Below are 16327 nucleotides of genomic sequence, written 5' to 3' on the forward strand. Positions count from 1 at the left end.
TCCAATAAGCAGCAAGTCAACGGGGTCCAATCCAGACGCAAACGTGAAGCTTGCGTCGAGCCCCTCCAATGTGCCTCAGCTGGCGACGGCCCTTGAAACGACCGCAAGGGCTGGAAGTTCGGAACGTCGTGCCGCTTAGTGCGGCCTCACGGATAGAAAGCGTGACGCCTGATGAATGTCAGTACGGAAGGCAACCAGGGCATTCGCGACGCGATGGTGGACCAGATCATGGCCGATCATGAGGCGAGAGGGCTGAGGCTGCCACGGCAGGTGGAGGCGGCACTGCGGACGGTTCCCCGTGAGCTGTTCGCCTTGCCCGGGACCGCGCTGATAGACGTGTACCACCACGACAAGCCATTGATCACGAAACGCAGAGGCGACGAGACGATCAGCTCGGTGTCGGCAGCGTGGCTTCAGGCTGCGATGCTCGGCCAGGCCTACAACGCGCTTGGCTCGTTAGACGGAAAGCACGTTCTGGAGATCGGCTCCGGCGGGTACAACGCCGCGCTGCTGTCCGAGCTGACCGGTCCGCAAGGCTCAGTCACTACGGTGGATATCGACTCTGATGTCGCCGGCCGGGCGCAGGAGTGCCTTGCCGAAGCCGGGTACCCAGACGTGACCGTGGTGTGCGCGGACGCCAGCGAACCTATTGATCCGCCACGATTTTACGACCTGATCATCGTCACCGCCGGTGCCTGGGACATCCCGGCAGCGTGGACTAGCCAGCTGGCTGAAACCGGGGTGCTGGTGGTGCCTATGCGGACGTTCGGGCTGACCCGCTCCTGGGCGCTTGCCCGTAACGGCGACCGGCTCACCAGCCGCAGTCAACTGATGTGCGGTTTCGTCGCCATGCAGGGCTCTAGCGCATATGAGTTGCGCTACGCCGACATCGCACCCGGTGTGCACCTGCGCCTGGATGAGGGCGAGCACGCAGACCCTCAAGCAATCGGCACCCTGCTGGAACTGCCGCAAGAACTCGCCTGGGCTGGGGTCAGCCTGGCACCGCGGACGGTCCTGGCCGATCTGGACTTGTGGCTAGCCACTCGCGTTGCCAGCGAAGGAGGCCAGTTCCTTGTGCTAACGGCGCAAGAGGAAGCCATCGAATCCGGTGTGGTTTCACCGTCGTGGCGGTTCGGCACCCCGGCCACTTTCGCCGCTGGCACGTTCGGCTACCGCTCGGACGTGCGGTGGACCGGAGACCGATTCGACCTGGGGGCGCGAGCGCATGGACCAGAAGCCGCCACGACAGCTCAGCAATTGATCGAGCACATGCGTGCCTGGGTCGAAGCGGGAACCCCGTCACCCACGCTGCATGCCGCGCCCGCCAAGACTCCCGACGGCGACCTGCCGGCTGGGACGGTGCTGGACAAGCGCCACCGGCGCCTCGTCCTCACCTTCACCCCCGCATAAAGGAAGGGACCGAGATGGACTTCGACCTGGAACCCGACTACGAGCTGGACATCCGCCTCGTCGACGCCGGACCGATGGCGACTGGTTACGCCACCGGAACCGACGACGGTTGCGGCTCGGGAAACACCGGCTCCAGCGCCTGCACAGGCGGCAAGGTCTAAGCCTGCATGTCCGGCCGGGGTCTGGCGTTCAACGCGCCAGGCCCACACTCGTCTTTAGACCGGAGGCGATATGCGTGCCATCGACAACGTGGCGTTGATAAGAGTCGCCGCCTACCCAGCCGGGCTGGATCTGCCTGCCTGGCCAGATCTGGCGACCGGCCGGCCAGATCAGTGGATTCAGTGGCTCACCGCAGTATGGACGCTGCCCGGGTATGGCGCCGCCATCGAGGCCACCGCGCCGGATCTGGCCCGGCAGATTACCCGCGCCGCTGTTGGAGATCCAGTGTCACCGCGCCAAATGCGCCGCCTCACCGAGACCGCGATGCGCTACCTGTTGCGGTGGACCACCCGAGCGACACCGTTCGGCCTGTGGGCAGGCATCGCGCCAATCCAATGTGGAGCAAACGCCGAGTTCCAGTGGGGCGGCGCCCATACCGAGCTGGCTAGGCCCACCGGTCAGGCGATCACCGAATACGCGACACACGCTGAGTGGGACCTTGACAAACTGCGCGGCACCTTGGTGATGACCAACTCGCTTGGCTTCCGCCGCGGCCACATATGGGTGCTTCCCTGCGCGAGGACCGAACGCGAAAGGCGCTGGGACGTAGAGCTCCACCTGACCGAACCCACCGCCACCGCCATCGGCATCGCGCGGACCCCTGTGCTGTTTGGTGAGCTCGCCGCAAAAATCGGTAACCCAGACAGGATCGGCCCAGCAGAGGTGATGCTCGCTGGCCTCGTGCGTGCCGGGGTGCTGCTGACCGGGCTGCGCCCGCGGACGACCGTCACCGACCCAGCCGAACATCTCGGAATACAGCTCGAGCCTGGAGGCAGTGTTGACCGAGATCTGCGCGCCGATGTCCGTGTGACGCTGCCAAGCGCCGTAATCGCCGAAGCCGAAAAGGCCGCATCAGCACTGACAGCGGTCGCCCCCTATCTGCCGGGCTGGGCCGAATACCACGACGCGTTCATCGCCCGGTGGGGTCCGGGCGCGGCAGTACCACTTCGTGAGGTCCTTGCCGTACTTGGATTTCCGGCCGGCTTCCGCAGCTCGGCCCGGCGCGACACCACGCCATTCACCTCCCGCGACCGGCTTCTCACCCAGCTAGCACAGCGGTCCATCGTCGATGGCGGCCAGATCGTCCTCGACGACGACCTGATCGCGCGGATAAACGCCGGAGACAGCCGGGCACCGGTACCCCACACCGAGCTGCGGTTCACCCTCGCCGCACCCACCCTGCGCGAGCTAGACCGAGGCGCGTTCACTTTGACAGTCGTCAGCGGGTCACGGCACGCAGGCGTCGCGGCCGGAAGGTTTCTGCCCCTGCTCACCCCGACCGAGCTCGCCCAGGTACGCCGCGCCTACCAGACGCTGCCCACGGCGATACCCGGCGCTGTCCCGGTGCAACTGGCCAGCCCACCGCTTGACGACAGGCTCGCTGGTGTAGCGCGCACCCCGGAACTGCTGCCAATCCTGCCTGTGGGCGACTTCCACCACGATCCACAATGGACAGTCGACGATTTGGCGGTAACCGGCGACGGAGCACGCCTGTGGCTGGTATCCCAGTCCACAGGCCAGACTGTCGAGCCAATGCTGTTCAACAGCGTCCTGCTCGCCACGCTTCAACATCCACTCACCCGGTTCCTGGCTGAGATATGGACAGCCTGGAGCGCACCATGCACCAAGTTCGACTGGGGCCACGCCTCCCACATGCCCTTCCTTCCCCGCATCGTCAGGGGCCGCAGCATCCTGCACTCCGCCCGCTGGATCCTCACCCCAGCAGAGCTGCCGCCGCATAAAACACCCTGGCCAGTGTGGCGTGACGCCTGGCAGCGCCACCGTGACCGCTATGACATCCCGCAAGGCGTTCTGGCCGGTACCGGCGACATCCAGCTGCGCCTCGACCTCGCCAACAACGCTCACCTGGCCCTGCTGCGAAGCGAAATTGACAAGCGTCCCACCACCGTGATCACCGAGGCGCCTGGCCCCTCCGGCTGGAGCGACGGCAGGCCGGCAGAAATCCTGCTCACCCTTGCTCATCCCCAGTCCACTCAGGTGCCACCGCGTGAGCATCGGCACGTGCTTTCCATCGCCCACCGGCCCGGCCGTTCACCCTGGATTGAACTGCACCTAACCGGCCGCACCGACGACATCCTCACTGCCTTGGCCCAACGGTCCGGCCTGCTGCCATCTCAATGGTGGTTCGTGCGCTACCACCAACCCGAACCACACCTACGCCTGCGCATCCACACCGGATTTGAGGCAACGACGGCCGAAATCACCAGCAGACTGGCCAGCTGGGCACAGCACCTCGAAGACCAGCACCAAGCGCATGACTTCACATTGCATACCTACCGGCCCGAAACCCGCCACGGCAGCGGTATCACCCTCACCGCCGCTGAAGCCGTCTTCGTCGCAGACTCTCACGCCGCAATTCGCCGGCTCGACGGCGACCGGCACGCCACCACGGCCGCAGGCATGATCGCCATCGCAGACGCTTTCACCAACGGCCAGGGCATGACATGGCTCACCACACACATCCCCCGCCGCACCGGCCCACGCCTCGACCAAACCCAACTCGACCGAGCCCGCGTGCCACTACACGATCAGCGGCTCCACACGACCCTCATCACCTACAGGCAACTGGCCGAACAGGACGCCCTCGACCTCGATCTCGTCCTGGCCGACCTGTTACACCTACACCACGCCCGCATGATCGGCGTCGACCCCTTATCCGAACAACACTGCGCACGGCTGGCCCGGACCATCGCCTACAACTCAATCCAGCGGGTACCTCAATGAACGCGCAGTCGCTGGCTGACGGTGCAGCCGGGATAGCGCTCCTGCACGCCGAACGCGGCGACTGGGCCGCAGCCAACCAGGCAATCAAACAAGCGACTGCCGATGGGGTCAGCATCGCTGCAGGTGCCAGCCTCTTCTACGGCGCCCCCGCCATCGCTTTCGTCCTATCCACGGCCAGCCATCCCCAACTGGCTCGAGCCCGTTCGATCGCCGCCGCCGGCACCGTGACGGTGATCCGCCAGCGGATAGATGAAGCCCACCGCCGCATTGACCACAAGCAGCAGCCCCATTTCCGCGAGTACGACCTGATCCGTGGGCTGACCGGCCTCGGCGTGGCCGCACGCCGACTCGGTGAGCACGAGCTGCTCCGCGACATCTTGGACTACTTCGTAAGGCTAACCGAGCCCATCAGCGGCCTGCCCGGATGGTGGTGTCACCACGGACCCGACCGTAGCCAGCCAGCACCCCCGGGCGGGCACGCCAACCACGGCCTAGCGCACGGCATCACGGGCCCACTCGCCCTGCTCGCCATGGCCCACCGCGACGGCCTCACCAGCCACAGTCACACCAACGCGATCACCACCATCTGCTCCTGGCTCGACACCTGGCAGCAGCACTCCAGCACCGGCACCTGGTGGCCACAAACCCTCGCATTGGCCGAACTTGACAGTGGCGTGCCCGCACAACTTGAACCACTACGGCCGTCGTGGTGCTACGGCACACCAGGCATCGCCCGCGCCCAGCAACTCGCGGCACTCGCGACTCAGGACGCCACTCGCCAGCAGATGGCCGAAGCCGCGCTCGCGGCGTGCATCAAGGATCCTGCCCAAGTCAGCAGACTCGCGGACCGCAGCCTGTGCCACGGCACAGCAGGCATCCTCACCACCGCAAGACAGGTCGCGGCCGACGCCGTCGCACCGTTCCCGCTGAATCCACTGATCCAACTGCACCAGCAGGCCAAACCCGCAGAAGGCGAACCAGCCGGCCTCCTCGAAGGCACTGCCGGAGCCGAACTCGCGACCGAAGGCACCACCGCAACCGCATGGGACGCCTGCCTCCTGCTCACCTGAAAGGGCTTGCCGTGCAACAAGATTCGTGGCGACAAGTTAACATCGCATACCCCGGCGGAAGCCGGGCCGAACGCGAGCGCCACGCCATCGACCACCTCACCCGTGCGATCCCGGCCGCCGGGCACATCGCCACATGGTGGTTCGTCCGCAAAGGCCCGTGGCGCATCCGCTACCAGCCCGCAGCAGAACAAGCTGCCACCTCAACAGAGCAGCTACTCGTCCAGGGCATGATCTGGACCCCCGACATCTACGAACCAGAAGTTCACGCCTTCGGCGGGGTTGAGGCGATGGCCGCAGCGCACGCGCTGTTCCACGCCGACAGCAGCCACCTGCTGCGCTATCTCCACAACAACCCGGCAGACCGCCGCGAGATGTCATTGCTCCTAGCTACTGCGCTAATGCGCGCCGCCGGGTTGGATCTTGAAGAACAGGGTGACGTATGGGCATGCGTGGCCGAACACCGCGCCGATCTCCTGAACGACACTCCCACGCCGGACGTCCTAACATGGACAAGATATGTAGAGCAAACCCGGACCCTGCTCTGCGGAATACCACGCAGTAGTGAAACAGACGTCCAGTGGCTCAACGCATTCAGCGCTGCTGGACAAGCACTACAGCATCTTCGGTCGCGCGGCAGTCTCACCCGCGGACTCCGCGCCGTAATCACGAAGCACGTTATCTTCCACTGGAACCGCATCGGCATCCCCGGGCGTGCGCAGGCCCAACTTGCAAGCGCCGCCAAGGATGCCATTCTCGGCACACCGCAGCATATTGGGTGGCTGCCCAGCTGGCATGAAGAACGAGTGGGCGGATTGTCGCTACCAGACCCGAGTGCTCTAACCTTTCAAAGCGGCGCGACCGCGTAGGTGATCCCATTGCACAGAACGTTGTTACGGCAGTTGGTGGCTGAGCGCAACCTGTCGTACCAAGAGCTTTCCGAGGTCTTGGGTCGGCGGGCCAAGGCGCTTGGCACACGCCCGCTTGATTTGTCGGAGCGGCAGCTCAAACGGCTGGCAAACGGGCAGGTGAAATCGCTACCGACACCACTGACACGCCGCGTGTTGGAGGCTGAGTTTGGCCACCCCATCGAGGAATTGCTCAAGCCAGCGGTTGCAGTCGCTTCCCGTTCGTTACCCGTGGCGGACCGGAGCCTGGAGATGGCGGCGCAGGCGTCTGCCGGGTACACGATGTGGCAGGGTGTGGACGAGCTGAGTGTCTCAGCCTTGCTAGGCCAGCTCGGCCAGCTCGCGCAGGAATATGTGCACGGGGAAATGACGCCGGTGGCCGACGGCTTCAGTGTCGTTCGCGAGACCGCAATCGAGCTTCTACCTCGGGCGGGAGCGCTGCATCGCCACCTCTATTTGATCGCAAGCGTATCGAGTGCGATGCTGGCACACGCTGCGGGCAACCTGGGTGACCTGGCTCGGGCGCCAGCCCATGCCCATGCCGCGCTGCGCTTCGCGGAGCTGGGCCAGCTGCCGGGAGTGGGCGCGTGGGCGCTGGCCGTTCTGGCGCTGCAGCAGGAATGGTCTGGATCTCCCCGGCAGAGCCTCATCTTTGCTCAGCAGGCGAGGTCCTACTTGGGCTCCTCCGTGGAATCCGTTGCGGTGTGGCTTTCGGCGATCGAGGCTCGCGCGTACGCGCGCCTCGGCAACCGCCCAGCGGTTAACGACGCCCTGCAGCAGGCAGATCGCGAGCGCCACGCCATTTCACAACTCGCCGCCAGCGAGTACGGCGTCGATCAGTTCGGTGGGATCCTGAGCTTCGGTGAAGCGAAGCAGCACTACTACGCTGGCACCGCCTTGCGCCGGATAGGCGAGATGGACCACGCACGCATTCGCGCATCTGCGGCGATCGCCGCCTATGAAACCGGCCCTGCCCACGAGCGATCATATGGTGATGAAACCCTGGCCCGGCTCGACTTGGCCATCGCCTACGTTTTGGGCGGTGATCCCGACCTTGACGCAGCCGACGTTGCGCTGCAGCCTGTCACGCAGCTGCCAGAGGCGCTGCTCCTGCCCGTTCTCCAAGGCCACCTCGGGGAGCTCACCGCCGCGTTGTCGTGCCCACGAATGATCGGCAGCCGACAGGCCATTCAGCTGCGAGACACCGCTATGGCATTGTCGTCCATGTGCACCCCGCACCCGACCCAGATCACCAGGTGAGCCTCAGCAACAACCGACTGCCCGACGTCGCCGAAGCTCTGAGGGTGGCGTGCCAACAAGCCGGCGTCGACCCTCGCGGTGCGGCGCTGCTCAGGCACTTCGCCAATGCGGTGTTTCTTGTCAATGGGGTCGTAGCGCGAGTGGCCTACGGTCCGGATGCTGTCCAGCGATCGGCACAGGCACTCATGGTGACGCATTGGCTTAATCTTCAAGGCTTCCCGGCGACCGAGCCCATCCTCGGCCTTCATCCCACCTTGGAGCCAGTCGTCATAACCGGCCACGACGGCGAACTTGCGGTGACCTTCTGGGTTTACTATCCGCAGCCCAAAGACGATAGGCCGGACTTCAAAGTTCTCGGCAATTTGACAAAGCTGCTGCACCAGGTGGCAGGGGCGCCGCCGATCCCGCTTCCGACGTACGAGCCGCTGCGCAGCCTGCGACATCTTCTGTCCACATCAACGGCGAAGGCCGTCCTCGGGCCGGAAGCCTCGGCGTGGCTTTCGGCCCGTGCTGCAACGCTTGCCAACGAAGCGAACACCCTCACGTCCGCCCTCGGGGTTGGCATGATCCATGGCGATCTGTACGCGGGGAACCTGCTGGCATCAGGCAGCGGCGACGTTCCATGGCGGCTAGGCGATTGGGACTCTGTCTGTATTGGACTCCGCGAGATCGACCTCGCGCCGACCGCAGTCGCCGCCAGGTTCGGTCTTGATGCCTCCTCCATTGAACAGGCTAGCGACGCGTATGGCTTCGATGTACGTGCTTGGCCCGCCTTTCCCGTTCTGCGGGAAATAAGGGAACTGAGCACCCTCACTGCCTTAATTCGATTGGCGGGTACCCAGCCGCAGTCGGCAAAAGAGCTGAACCTGCGCATAAACAGCCTTCGTGACGGCGACACAACCATTTTCTGGCACCCCCAGTAACAGTCGCACAAGCGCAACAGCGGGGAATGGGAGCAAACACTTCACCGTGAAGGCACTGCCATGTCCCCACCGTGTCATCCCGATGTCCCGTCGTCTGCCGCCAATATCGATGAGCACTACCTGACATTCCGCGGTGCTGCCATGCCACGGATGAATTCCTTGGCCGGAGGAGAGCTTGTCGAGGACATCTGCGCCGTACACCTTTCACTCTGTACGGCAGAACCCATCGAGCAACTGGCCAAGCCTGAAGTCGGCGTCGACGCCACCGTCGGGGAGCAGTCCAGGCCCCGTGGGTGCACCGGCGTCCGGCCGGTCATATTGCCTAGCCGACCCCCTCACCACGATGTCCGCTGGTCTCGGTACGGATCATCACTCGATCAGTGGCTCACAGGGCTGGTGCTGCACGTGAGTGACCTCATGCGCTCACTGGCTAGTACACCTGCGGCCAGGTCTGGGAAAACGTGAGTCTCGTCTCTACGCGGAAGCGCGGGTGGCCACTTCGCGGCCAGTCGAGCCACCGACCACAAAGGACAGTCAACATGGAACGCTCATTCGGCTTTTCGGATACGGGCACCTGGACGGGCAGATCTGGGCAGGCCGAGCTTGCACCGCACGAGGCCGGGTTGGTCGCCACCTCATTGCTACTCGCCGCGATCGACGTGCGTACCGGCACCTCGCCGATCCCCGACGACGCACTCACGGTGGGGCTAGCCGCCGGACAGCTGGCCGAGATGCTGCTCACCAGGAAGATCACCGTGCGAACCGGGCGGGTGGCCCCTTGCCAGCCACCTGGCCGGGCCGACGAGCTGCACTATGCCGAACTCACGATCATCGGCGAGGAGGCCAGGCTCGGCGAGCACCACGACCTGGCGACCTGGGTGGACTACCTGGCGCAGACGGCACTCGGCCGGGTACTGACGAGGGTCAGCCGCCATATCGTCGGCCATCGCGCCGATGCTGGCTTCTGGCCGGTCCACGGCCTGGACTCTCAGGCTGTCATGTGGGCCGGGGACCGTCTGCTGATCCTCACCGGCGCCAGCAGAACACTGCACCACGCCATCAGTACACCCCACGACGCCGCCGTGGTCATGCTCGCCGATGTCACCGGCCTGCTCGGACAACTCAGCGCCCTGTCCGACCGGGCGGCCAAAACCACGATGGCCGCCACCGTCGCCGGTATCCCCGATCAGTTCGCCTCCGTACTGCCTTGGCTCGCGCCGCTGACCGACGCCGTCGCCCAGCATCGCGCCCGCCGCGCTGTACGCCTCCGTTAACAAACCTCAAGGAGCAATCCCTGTGAGCATCGTCAAAGCAGCGTTGGCGCGCGATCGCATCGGCACTCCCACCGTTGTGCAGTACGCCCTTACCTCGGCCACCGCCCTGCTCGCCGTGGCCGGGCTGATCACGACTGGATGGGCTGTCACCGGCATCGTTCCCGCGCCGCTGGTCTTCGTTCTCATCGCTTCCGTCGTGGCGATCTTCATACCGGGGTATGCAGCGGTGATCTCCCGGCTGCGTCACGCTGGTGCCCTTTACGCGTGCATCACCGCGGGCCTGGGCCGCCCGGCTGGGGTCGCCGCAGGGCTGATGTCCACCTACGTCTACAACCTGTTGCAGATCGGCCTGTACGGGCTCATCGGCGTCGAAGCGGCTACCATCGCCGGCCTGCTCGGCGCTGACATCCCTTGGTGGGTCGGTGCCGGTGTCGGCTGCCTGGTCTGCGCGATCTGCGGGGTGCTGCGCGTCGACCTCAGCGGTCGGGTCCTGGCCGTCGTTCTGATGGCGGACTTAGCGCTGCTCGCGGTGTTCATCGTGCTCGCCTTCGCCCACCCCCACGACGGGCACGTGTCCCTGGCCGCGCTGTCACCTTCGAGCCTGCTCGTCCCGGGCCTGGGCGTATGGGTCGCCGTTGTCTACACCGCCTTCTGCGGCTTTGAACAGCCCGGGGTGCTGTCCGAAGAGGCCCGCGACCCTGGCAGCACGGTGCGCCGGGCGATGTGGTTGTCCGCCGTGGTGATGGCCACCCTGTACGTGACCGCAAGCCTGGCCATGACCGTGGCGGCGGGACCCGGGCACATCGTGGATGCCGCCCGCCAGCACGGTCCCGACCTGCTGTTCGTGATGCTCGGTCAATGGACCGGTCAGTCCGAGCTGTTCATCCTGTGTGCCCACATCCTGTTCCTGGCCAGCATCATGGCCGGGGCAGTCTCGTATCACGCCAGCTGCGCCCGCTACATGTACGCCCTGGGCCGCGAAGGTGTGCTGCCCCGCCGGCTTGGCGACACCGGCCGGCGCACCGGCGCGCCCGTGCCCGCCTCGCTCACCCAGTCCACGCTCGGCGCCGCCGCCATCACTCTGTTCGCGGTCATGGGCTGGGATCCGCTGACCCGGCTGTTCTTCTGGCTCGGCACGATGGGCGGAGCCGGGCTGCTGATCCTGCTCACCGTCACCTCGATCGCGGTCGTGGCCTACACCGTCCGCTGCGACCAGGACGGACCCGGTATAGGCCGCGGGATCGTCCTGCCGCTGATCGCGGCGCTGCTGATGGCCGGCGGGCTGGTCGTCACCGGTCAGAACCTGCCCGTGCTGCTAGGCGTTGACCCTGACAGCCGCTGGCTATGGATATGGCCGGCCACCTTCGCAGCCGTCATCATCATCGGTCTGATCCGCGCCGTGGTGATGCGCCGCGACCGGCACACCTACCGGCAGATCGGCGCCGGTGTCACCGCTACCACCGTCCCCACCCCCGCATCCACCCCGGCCCACGCCGCCGTGCCGCAGGCCAACCGGTGACCGCCCCGATGCACCACATCGCCGACGCCACCGTCGAGCAGCTGCCGGCCGCCGCCGCCATCATCGGAGGCGCGTTCGCCAACCTCGACATCGCCAGCTGGCTCATGCCCGGCGAACCACCTACCACCCGCGCCGACATCCTCACCCGCCAGCTCGGCCTGATCGTCAACCATGCCTTCCTGCACGGGCGCGTGCAGATTGAGCAGCAGCTGGCCGGCGTTGCCGTCTGGCTGCCCGGCGGCCACGGCCACCACATCCCCGACATCGACGGCTACCAACAGCTCCGCGACCGGATCAGTGGCGTGCACCGAGACCGGTTCGCCCAACTCGACAACCTGATGGCCGCCAGTTACCCCACCGCCGAGCATTGGCACCTAGCGCTGCTGGCTGTCGTGCCCAGCCGCCACCGCGACGGCATCGGCACCACCTTGGTCAAAGCAGGGCACTACTTTACCGCCGGGGCCTCGACGTTTCTGCAAGCGTCCAGCCGGGCCAGCCGCGACCTGTACCTGCGCCACGGCTACCACGACATCTACCACCCGCTCCTACCCGATGCGACCACCCCGCACATAGCCATGTACCCGATGTGGCGACAGAGCACCGGTGGCGAATAACCAAGCATTGCATGACACACAACGTTTTCCGTCTGAGAGGCCACCATGGAACACCTGCCCGCCCGGAGTCACCGGCGTCGTCGTATCGGGCCACAAACTCTTGGGCGCCCTGATGCCCAGCGCGCGGTGCGGGCATACCGTCGCCCGGCACTTGTGGCAGCGGCCGGATGGCTGTCGTATGTGGACAGTGTCGACACCACGACCACAGGTTCACGCTCCCTACGCAGCCCGCTGCTGCTGTGGCATGTGATGACCACGCTAGACGGACGCGGGCTACATGCCCCCGCCGAGGAGTCGCCGGAACTTGCCGAGTACACCTTTGGGAGGCCTCCCGACATCGGCTGGAAGGCAAGGATGAACCCACCGCAGGCGACACGTGGGTGTTCGCCGACGAGGGCTACTGGTCGCATGTTATCTGCATGCCTTGTGTTGACAAGGACCAGGTCGACGAATTCATTGACTTGCTCATGCATCCGTGGGACACCGCTGCGCCGCCCTCACACCATCTTCCGTGCCGGCTGGTCTGTAGCCGCTTCGCGGGTCGACCGCGGGAGATGCCCGCTTGTGCCAACAGGTTCACCCGCACCCTGTACGGGGGATGGCCGCGTCCACTCCCATGGCCACGCGGACATCCCCGCCTCCTATTTGTCCGCACCGGCACACGCCGAACCGGGACAACGCCGGTGCGGGCCGCCCCCGGCTCGGTGGCGCACCTCCGCCCGCGCCACCGAGCCAACCCACCACGTTCCGACAACGCGGTGACAACCACGTGAACCGTTGGGGTGCTTTATGTCTGGCCCTCGGCCCCACCGCTAGGGCCGGACCCCACCAGCCGCGTTACATGCGGATGGATCCGGTTGCCTGCACGTTGCTGCGTGCCGGGCAGGCAAATGCCACCACAGTTGCTGCTTTCCCTTTCAGGACAAGGATCCCTATGACTCACATTATAAAACCGCCCGTAGGTCAGTGGCGCGTCACGGTTGCGCTGATGTTCGCCGCCGTGAGCGTCGTGCTCAACCTGATAGGTGTCGCGTTTTACAGTGGGCTATTGAGCGAGAGCATCGAGATGCTGCCGGTGCAGTCAAGGCCTGAACCGGCCACCGCCTCGCAGGTCGAGGCCGTCGCGGAGGTCACCCTGCCACCCGGCACCGTGTTCCTGGCCGCCGCCTACAGCAACGGCTTGGAAACCATGCTGTCGGCCAAGTTTCGTATCCCCCGCGACACGCTGGACGCCTTCCTGGCCTCCGCAGCGCTTCACGGCACGCTGACCCCGGGCCTACACGCGATTACAACGCAGCACGACGTAGGCCGCGGCAACTTGTGGCACCCCGAGACTGCCGTCACTGTCACGGGTTTACACGAGACGCAGCCCACCAGCCACGGCACGTACCGCACCGTGATGCTCGATCTGGACGCCGCGTCAGCCCTCACTGTCTACCTGCATGCCCGACGCAGCTAACAACTCGCGATTCTCCGTTGGCCACGAAGAGTCGTGCGGACGAGTGCCTCCTCCATAGGAGCCGTCCCAGCCAGCAGTACCTATGAATCACCCGAGCTTGCTCGGTTCTGGCAAGGAACCGACCCTTCTCATCAAAGGAAACATATGCCTCGCCTTGAGTCTGACCACACTACCGCCGACCCGAAGACACCGCGTCGTGCGTGGCTTCTGGGGTTGGCCACGTTCGCTGTCGTGCTAATGGTGCCGACCGCCGCAGCCGTGGTGTTCCGCAATGCCGCCGCCATTCACGCGTACGCCAAGCCAGCCGAACCCGAGCCCGACAACAGGACCCGCCAACCCCAGCCCCAGCCTTTGCCTCGCCGAGACGCCCCAGATCCGGTTTTGGCCGCGTTGGCGCAACAGGCGGTGACAGGCCCGGCGCCTCGGGTGACAGCGTCCAGCGTGTTCTGCGAGTTGGAACTGTGGACACGCCACGGGCCGGCGATGTCGCGCAGGCGCACCGTGTCTTGGCGCGACGTGGACGGCTCTGGCTACCTGCGCACCCTGGACCTGCCCGACATACCCGCGGCCGAATTCACATCCATGATGGTCGGCGCCAACATCTGGACAGCCAGCACCTCCACCCGCCAAGGCTTCGCGGCAGGGCAGACGCCCCACCACGGGCATTGGCCGCCCGTCCTGGCCGCTGAGCCGGACATGATGCTGCGGCAGCTGGAAGCCATCAGGCCTGGCATCGATACTCCCGCCCACCTTCTACGCGCGATCGCCGCCGCCCACACCCACTACCTGATCACCCGCGAAACCCGGGCAGCCGAACTCATGCTCCTCGCCACCACCGCCGGTATCAGCGTGCGGGAGGCCGGCATCCCCACCTACGCCGCCAGCGGCACGACGACCCCGGGCGTGATCATCACCGCCGACGACCCCCGAGGCAGCATCACCTTGCACCTGCACGCCGGGACCGGCTATCTCGCCGCCGCCGTCGAACACTCGTACCTTCGCGGTGGCGGAAGCCGCCGCATAGATAGCTACCTCATGTTCATGGGCACCCAGCAGCACATCCCGGCCGGGTGGTGAACCGGCGGCTCGAGCTGGTTACCCCACCCATCGGGAGCGTCGCACCATGCCGACACTGCGACCGGCAAGTCATCTGGGACGAGATCCACGGCTGGACGCATCTGGCCACCGGCCACATCGGCTCCGACCCGCCGGACCTACCTGATGCTTACTGGCCACGGCGGTAGACGACGCCTGGCAAGCGATCTGGATGGCCAGGCCGCCTCTTGGCGGCCTGGCTACCGGCATGCGAGCGCGAGCACGTTAACCAGATCCGAAAACGCAGGATGCCGTAGGTCGGGCGTTGATGGCGACCCAGCGCATCTGTGCCCTCCCACGCACACACGGCGGTTCTTGCCTGGCCAAGCGCATGACGATCGCCTCCGTGCTGATGGCCTTGACGCTGGCAGCAGCCGTTTCCCCGACCAGGCCTCTGTAATGGGCCATCCTCCGCCACCCGCCGGCGGACCATTTCGGCGCAGGTCGTTCTTGACGCACATGCCACTGGAAGACTTTGCGTGTTCACCCTAAGGTTGCACGAGTTAAGCCTTGGCCTGACCTGGGCCGACGCGCTTGGCGACCGAGACCGACCACTGTCCGGAATGGACAGCCAGGGCACGCCGCTGCTCTCATCCGGTCATAGCCCGATGTTGGCATTCGCGCCTACATAGGAGCCAGCGGCAGGCCATCCGGCGCTGGCAGCTCCACAAACTTCTCGGAGAAGCCAAGACCTGGCAGCTCGGAAAGCTTGACGAACTCCACCGCCCGGATCGGCCGCGAATCCATCCCCGGCGTGATCGCTCCCAGCGTCCCGCTGGTCCGGCGACACTCGAAGGTCAGGTGAACCACATGGGCAGACACGACATCATTGCGCCGGGAAGGCCCAGCGCCTACTCTTCTCGGGTATCGGCCAAAACCTCTCGTGCTTGCCTTATCAGCCCGAATAGCTCCTCGACCTGTTCATCGGATAGGGAGATTTCCATGGACTGCCCACGCCCTGACAGGTGCATCGCAGCCATGATCTGGATCGATAGTTCGTCCAGCTCGGCTGCCTCGGCGAGGTCGACTACCGGTTCGGGGTCACGTCCCGCTCTCATTTGGATTGCGGGTGGTTCGCTGGCGCTCGGGTTGTCAAAGCAGACGAACTGTTCAACAGAGACAGCGACGTAGTAACGCTGGCTGGGCGTCTCGATTCCCGAAGCGGAAACCGTTCCGACTACCTGCCGGTGGAACGCTGCGCCCGCTGCGAGCGCACAGTCGCCGCGGTCGGCCGGGACGCATTGGCGGCACCATGACGGACAGGGCCGGACGGGCTCGCAGACATCACGACCGCAGTCATGGTCCCGGCCAGAGGCCGAGCGTGTGCGTTCTAGCGGCGACCCTGCGATGACCTCGGGTTCGACCAGCCCGAACTCTTGCATGAGGTCGGCGTAACGTGCGTTGACCGCGGCCAGGCGAGCCTGTGCTCTGCGTACCTCGACGGTTTGGTGCATCAATTCGGCAAAGGCCTCCCGTACCTCGATCGGTTGCCGTTCGTCCTCCAGGCGTTGGCGTATCCGCATCACGACGTCGTGTGCCTGCGCATGCCATGCGGTTACCTCCGGTGCTTCTCCTTCGGGTACCACTCGCAGCAAGCTAGGCCCTTTGGGACGTCGCATCTGTACCTCCAACCATCAATCGCACGATGCGCCGTATGTCGCGCCCGTCGCAGATACTCATCCTCATCATGTGCTTGCCAATCTCAGCCTTCTGGTACGGCGCTGGGAGTCAGGTACGCCAACTGGCTGTCCGGTGACGGTCTCGACGAGCGGGCGCAGCTCGTGATCGGAAACGGTCAGAATGCGATCGGCTCGGCCTGCCACGACCTCAGCCA

14 protein-coding genes are annotated in these 16327 nt (G+C 65.5%); 12 read left to right on the forward strand and 2 right to left on the reverse strand.

Features of this window, described 5'->3' with window-relative positions:
* Positions 1–171: 171 nt before the first annotated feature.
* From fxlM to Rhe02_RS40430, 12 genes are all read left to right on the forward strand, one after another.
* Positions 172–1410, forward strand: a complete 1239-nt coding sequence (gene fxlM, locus Rhe02_RS40375; RefSeq protein ID WP_203913788.1) for a methyltransferase, FxLD system — start codon at positions 172–174, stop codon at positions 1408–1410.
* 14 nt (positions 1411–1424) lie between these two features.
* Positions 1425–1571 carry an FxLD family lanthipeptide gene (locus tag Rhe02_RS40380; RefSeq protein WP_203913789.1) on the forward strand — a complete coding sequence of 49 codons (147 nt, stop codon included), beginning with the start codon at positions 1425–1427 and terminating at the stop codon, positions 1569–1571.
* Between the two features lie 70 nt (positions 1572–1641).
* Positions 1642–4374, forward strand: coding sequence for a lantibiotic dehydratase (locus Rhe02_RS40385; RefSeq protein WP_203913790.1), 2733 nt, complete (start codon positions 1642–1644; stop codon positions 4372–4374).
* The gene (locus Rhe02_RS40390; RefSeq protein WP_203913791.1) at positions 4371–5444 is read left to right on the forward strand and encodes a lanthionine synthetase C family protein; all 1074 of its coding nucleotides are present in this window, start codon (positions 4371–4373) and stop codon (positions 5442–5444) included. The genes Rhe02_RS40385 and Rhe02_RS40390 overlap by 4 nt, the downstream gene beginning before the upstream one ends.
* 11 nt (positions 5445–5455) lie before the next feature.
* Entirely contained in the window at positions 5456–6310 is an 855-nt protein-coding gene (locus Rhe02_RS40395) for a thiopeptide-type bacteriocin biosynthesis protein (RefSeq protein ID WP_239124364.1), read from the forward strand.
* Positions 6311–6319: 9 nt separating this feature from the next.
* Complete coding sequence (locus Rhe02_RS40400) at positions 6320–7609, forward strand: helix-turn-helix domain-containing protein (protein ID WP_203913793.1); 1290 nt, start codon at positions 6320–6322, stop codon at positions 7607–7609.
* On the forward strand, positions 7606–8532 hold the full coding sequence (locus tag Rhe02_RS40405) for a phosphotransferase family protein (protein ID WP_203913794.1): 927 nt from the start codon (positions 7606–7608) through the stop codon (positions 8530–8532). The genes Rhe02_RS40400 and Rhe02_RS40405 overlap by 4 nt, the downstream gene beginning before the upstream one ends.
* A gap of 539 nt (positions 8533–9071) precedes the next feature.
* Entirely contained in the window at positions 9072–9806 is a 735-nt protein-coding gene (locus Rhe02_RS40410) for a GPP34 family phosphoprotein (RefSeq protein WP_203913795.1), read from the forward strand.
* A 22-nt stretch (positions 9807–9828) separates the two neighbouring features.
* Entirely contained in the window at positions 9829–11325 is a 1497-nt protein-coding gene (locus tag Rhe02_RS40415) for an APC family permease (RefSeq protein WP_203913796.1), read from the forward strand.
* Positions 11322–11939 carry a GNAT family protein gene (locus Rhe02_RS40420; RefSeq protein WP_203913797.1) on the forward strand — a complete coding sequence of 206 codons (618 nt, stop codon included), beginning with the start codon at positions 11322–11324 and terminating at the stop codon, positions 11937–11939. Before Rhe02_RS40415 ends, Rhe02_RS40420 begins: the two co-directional genes overlap by 4 nt.
* 934 nt (positions 11940–12873) lie before the next feature.
* Positions 12874–13398, forward strand: a complete 525-nt coding sequence (locus tag Rhe02_RS40425) for a hypothetical protein (protein WP_203913798.1) — start codon at positions 12874–12876, stop codon at positions 13396–13398.
* A 231-nt stretch (positions 13399–13629) separates the two neighbouring features.
* Positions 13630–14475, forward strand: a complete 846-nt coding sequence (locus Rhe02_RS40430; protein WP_203913799.1) for a hypothetical protein — start codon at positions 13630–13632, stop codon at positions 14473–14475.
* A gap of 642 nt (positions 14476–15117) precedes the next feature.
* Here Rhe02_RS40430 and Rhe02_RS40435 read toward each other — a convergent pair.
* Complete coding sequence (locus Rhe02_RS40435) at positions 15118–15315, reverse strand: NUDIX hydrolase (RefSeq protein WP_203913800.1); 198 nt, start codon at positions 15313–15315, stop codon at positions 15118–15120.
* 29 nt (positions 15316–15344) lie between these two features.
* Positions 15345–16112, reverse strand: a complete 768-nt coding sequence (locus Rhe02_RS40440; protein WP_203913801.1) for a hypothetical protein — start codon at positions 16110–16112, stop codon at positions 15345–15347.
* Positions 16113–16327 lie beyond the last annotated feature (215 nt).

Source organism: Rhizocola hellebori, from assembly GCF_016862955.1.
Classification (GTDB): domain Bacteria; phylum Actinomycetota; class Actinomycetes; order Mycobacteriales; family Micromonosporaceae; genus Rhizocola; species Rhizocola hellebori.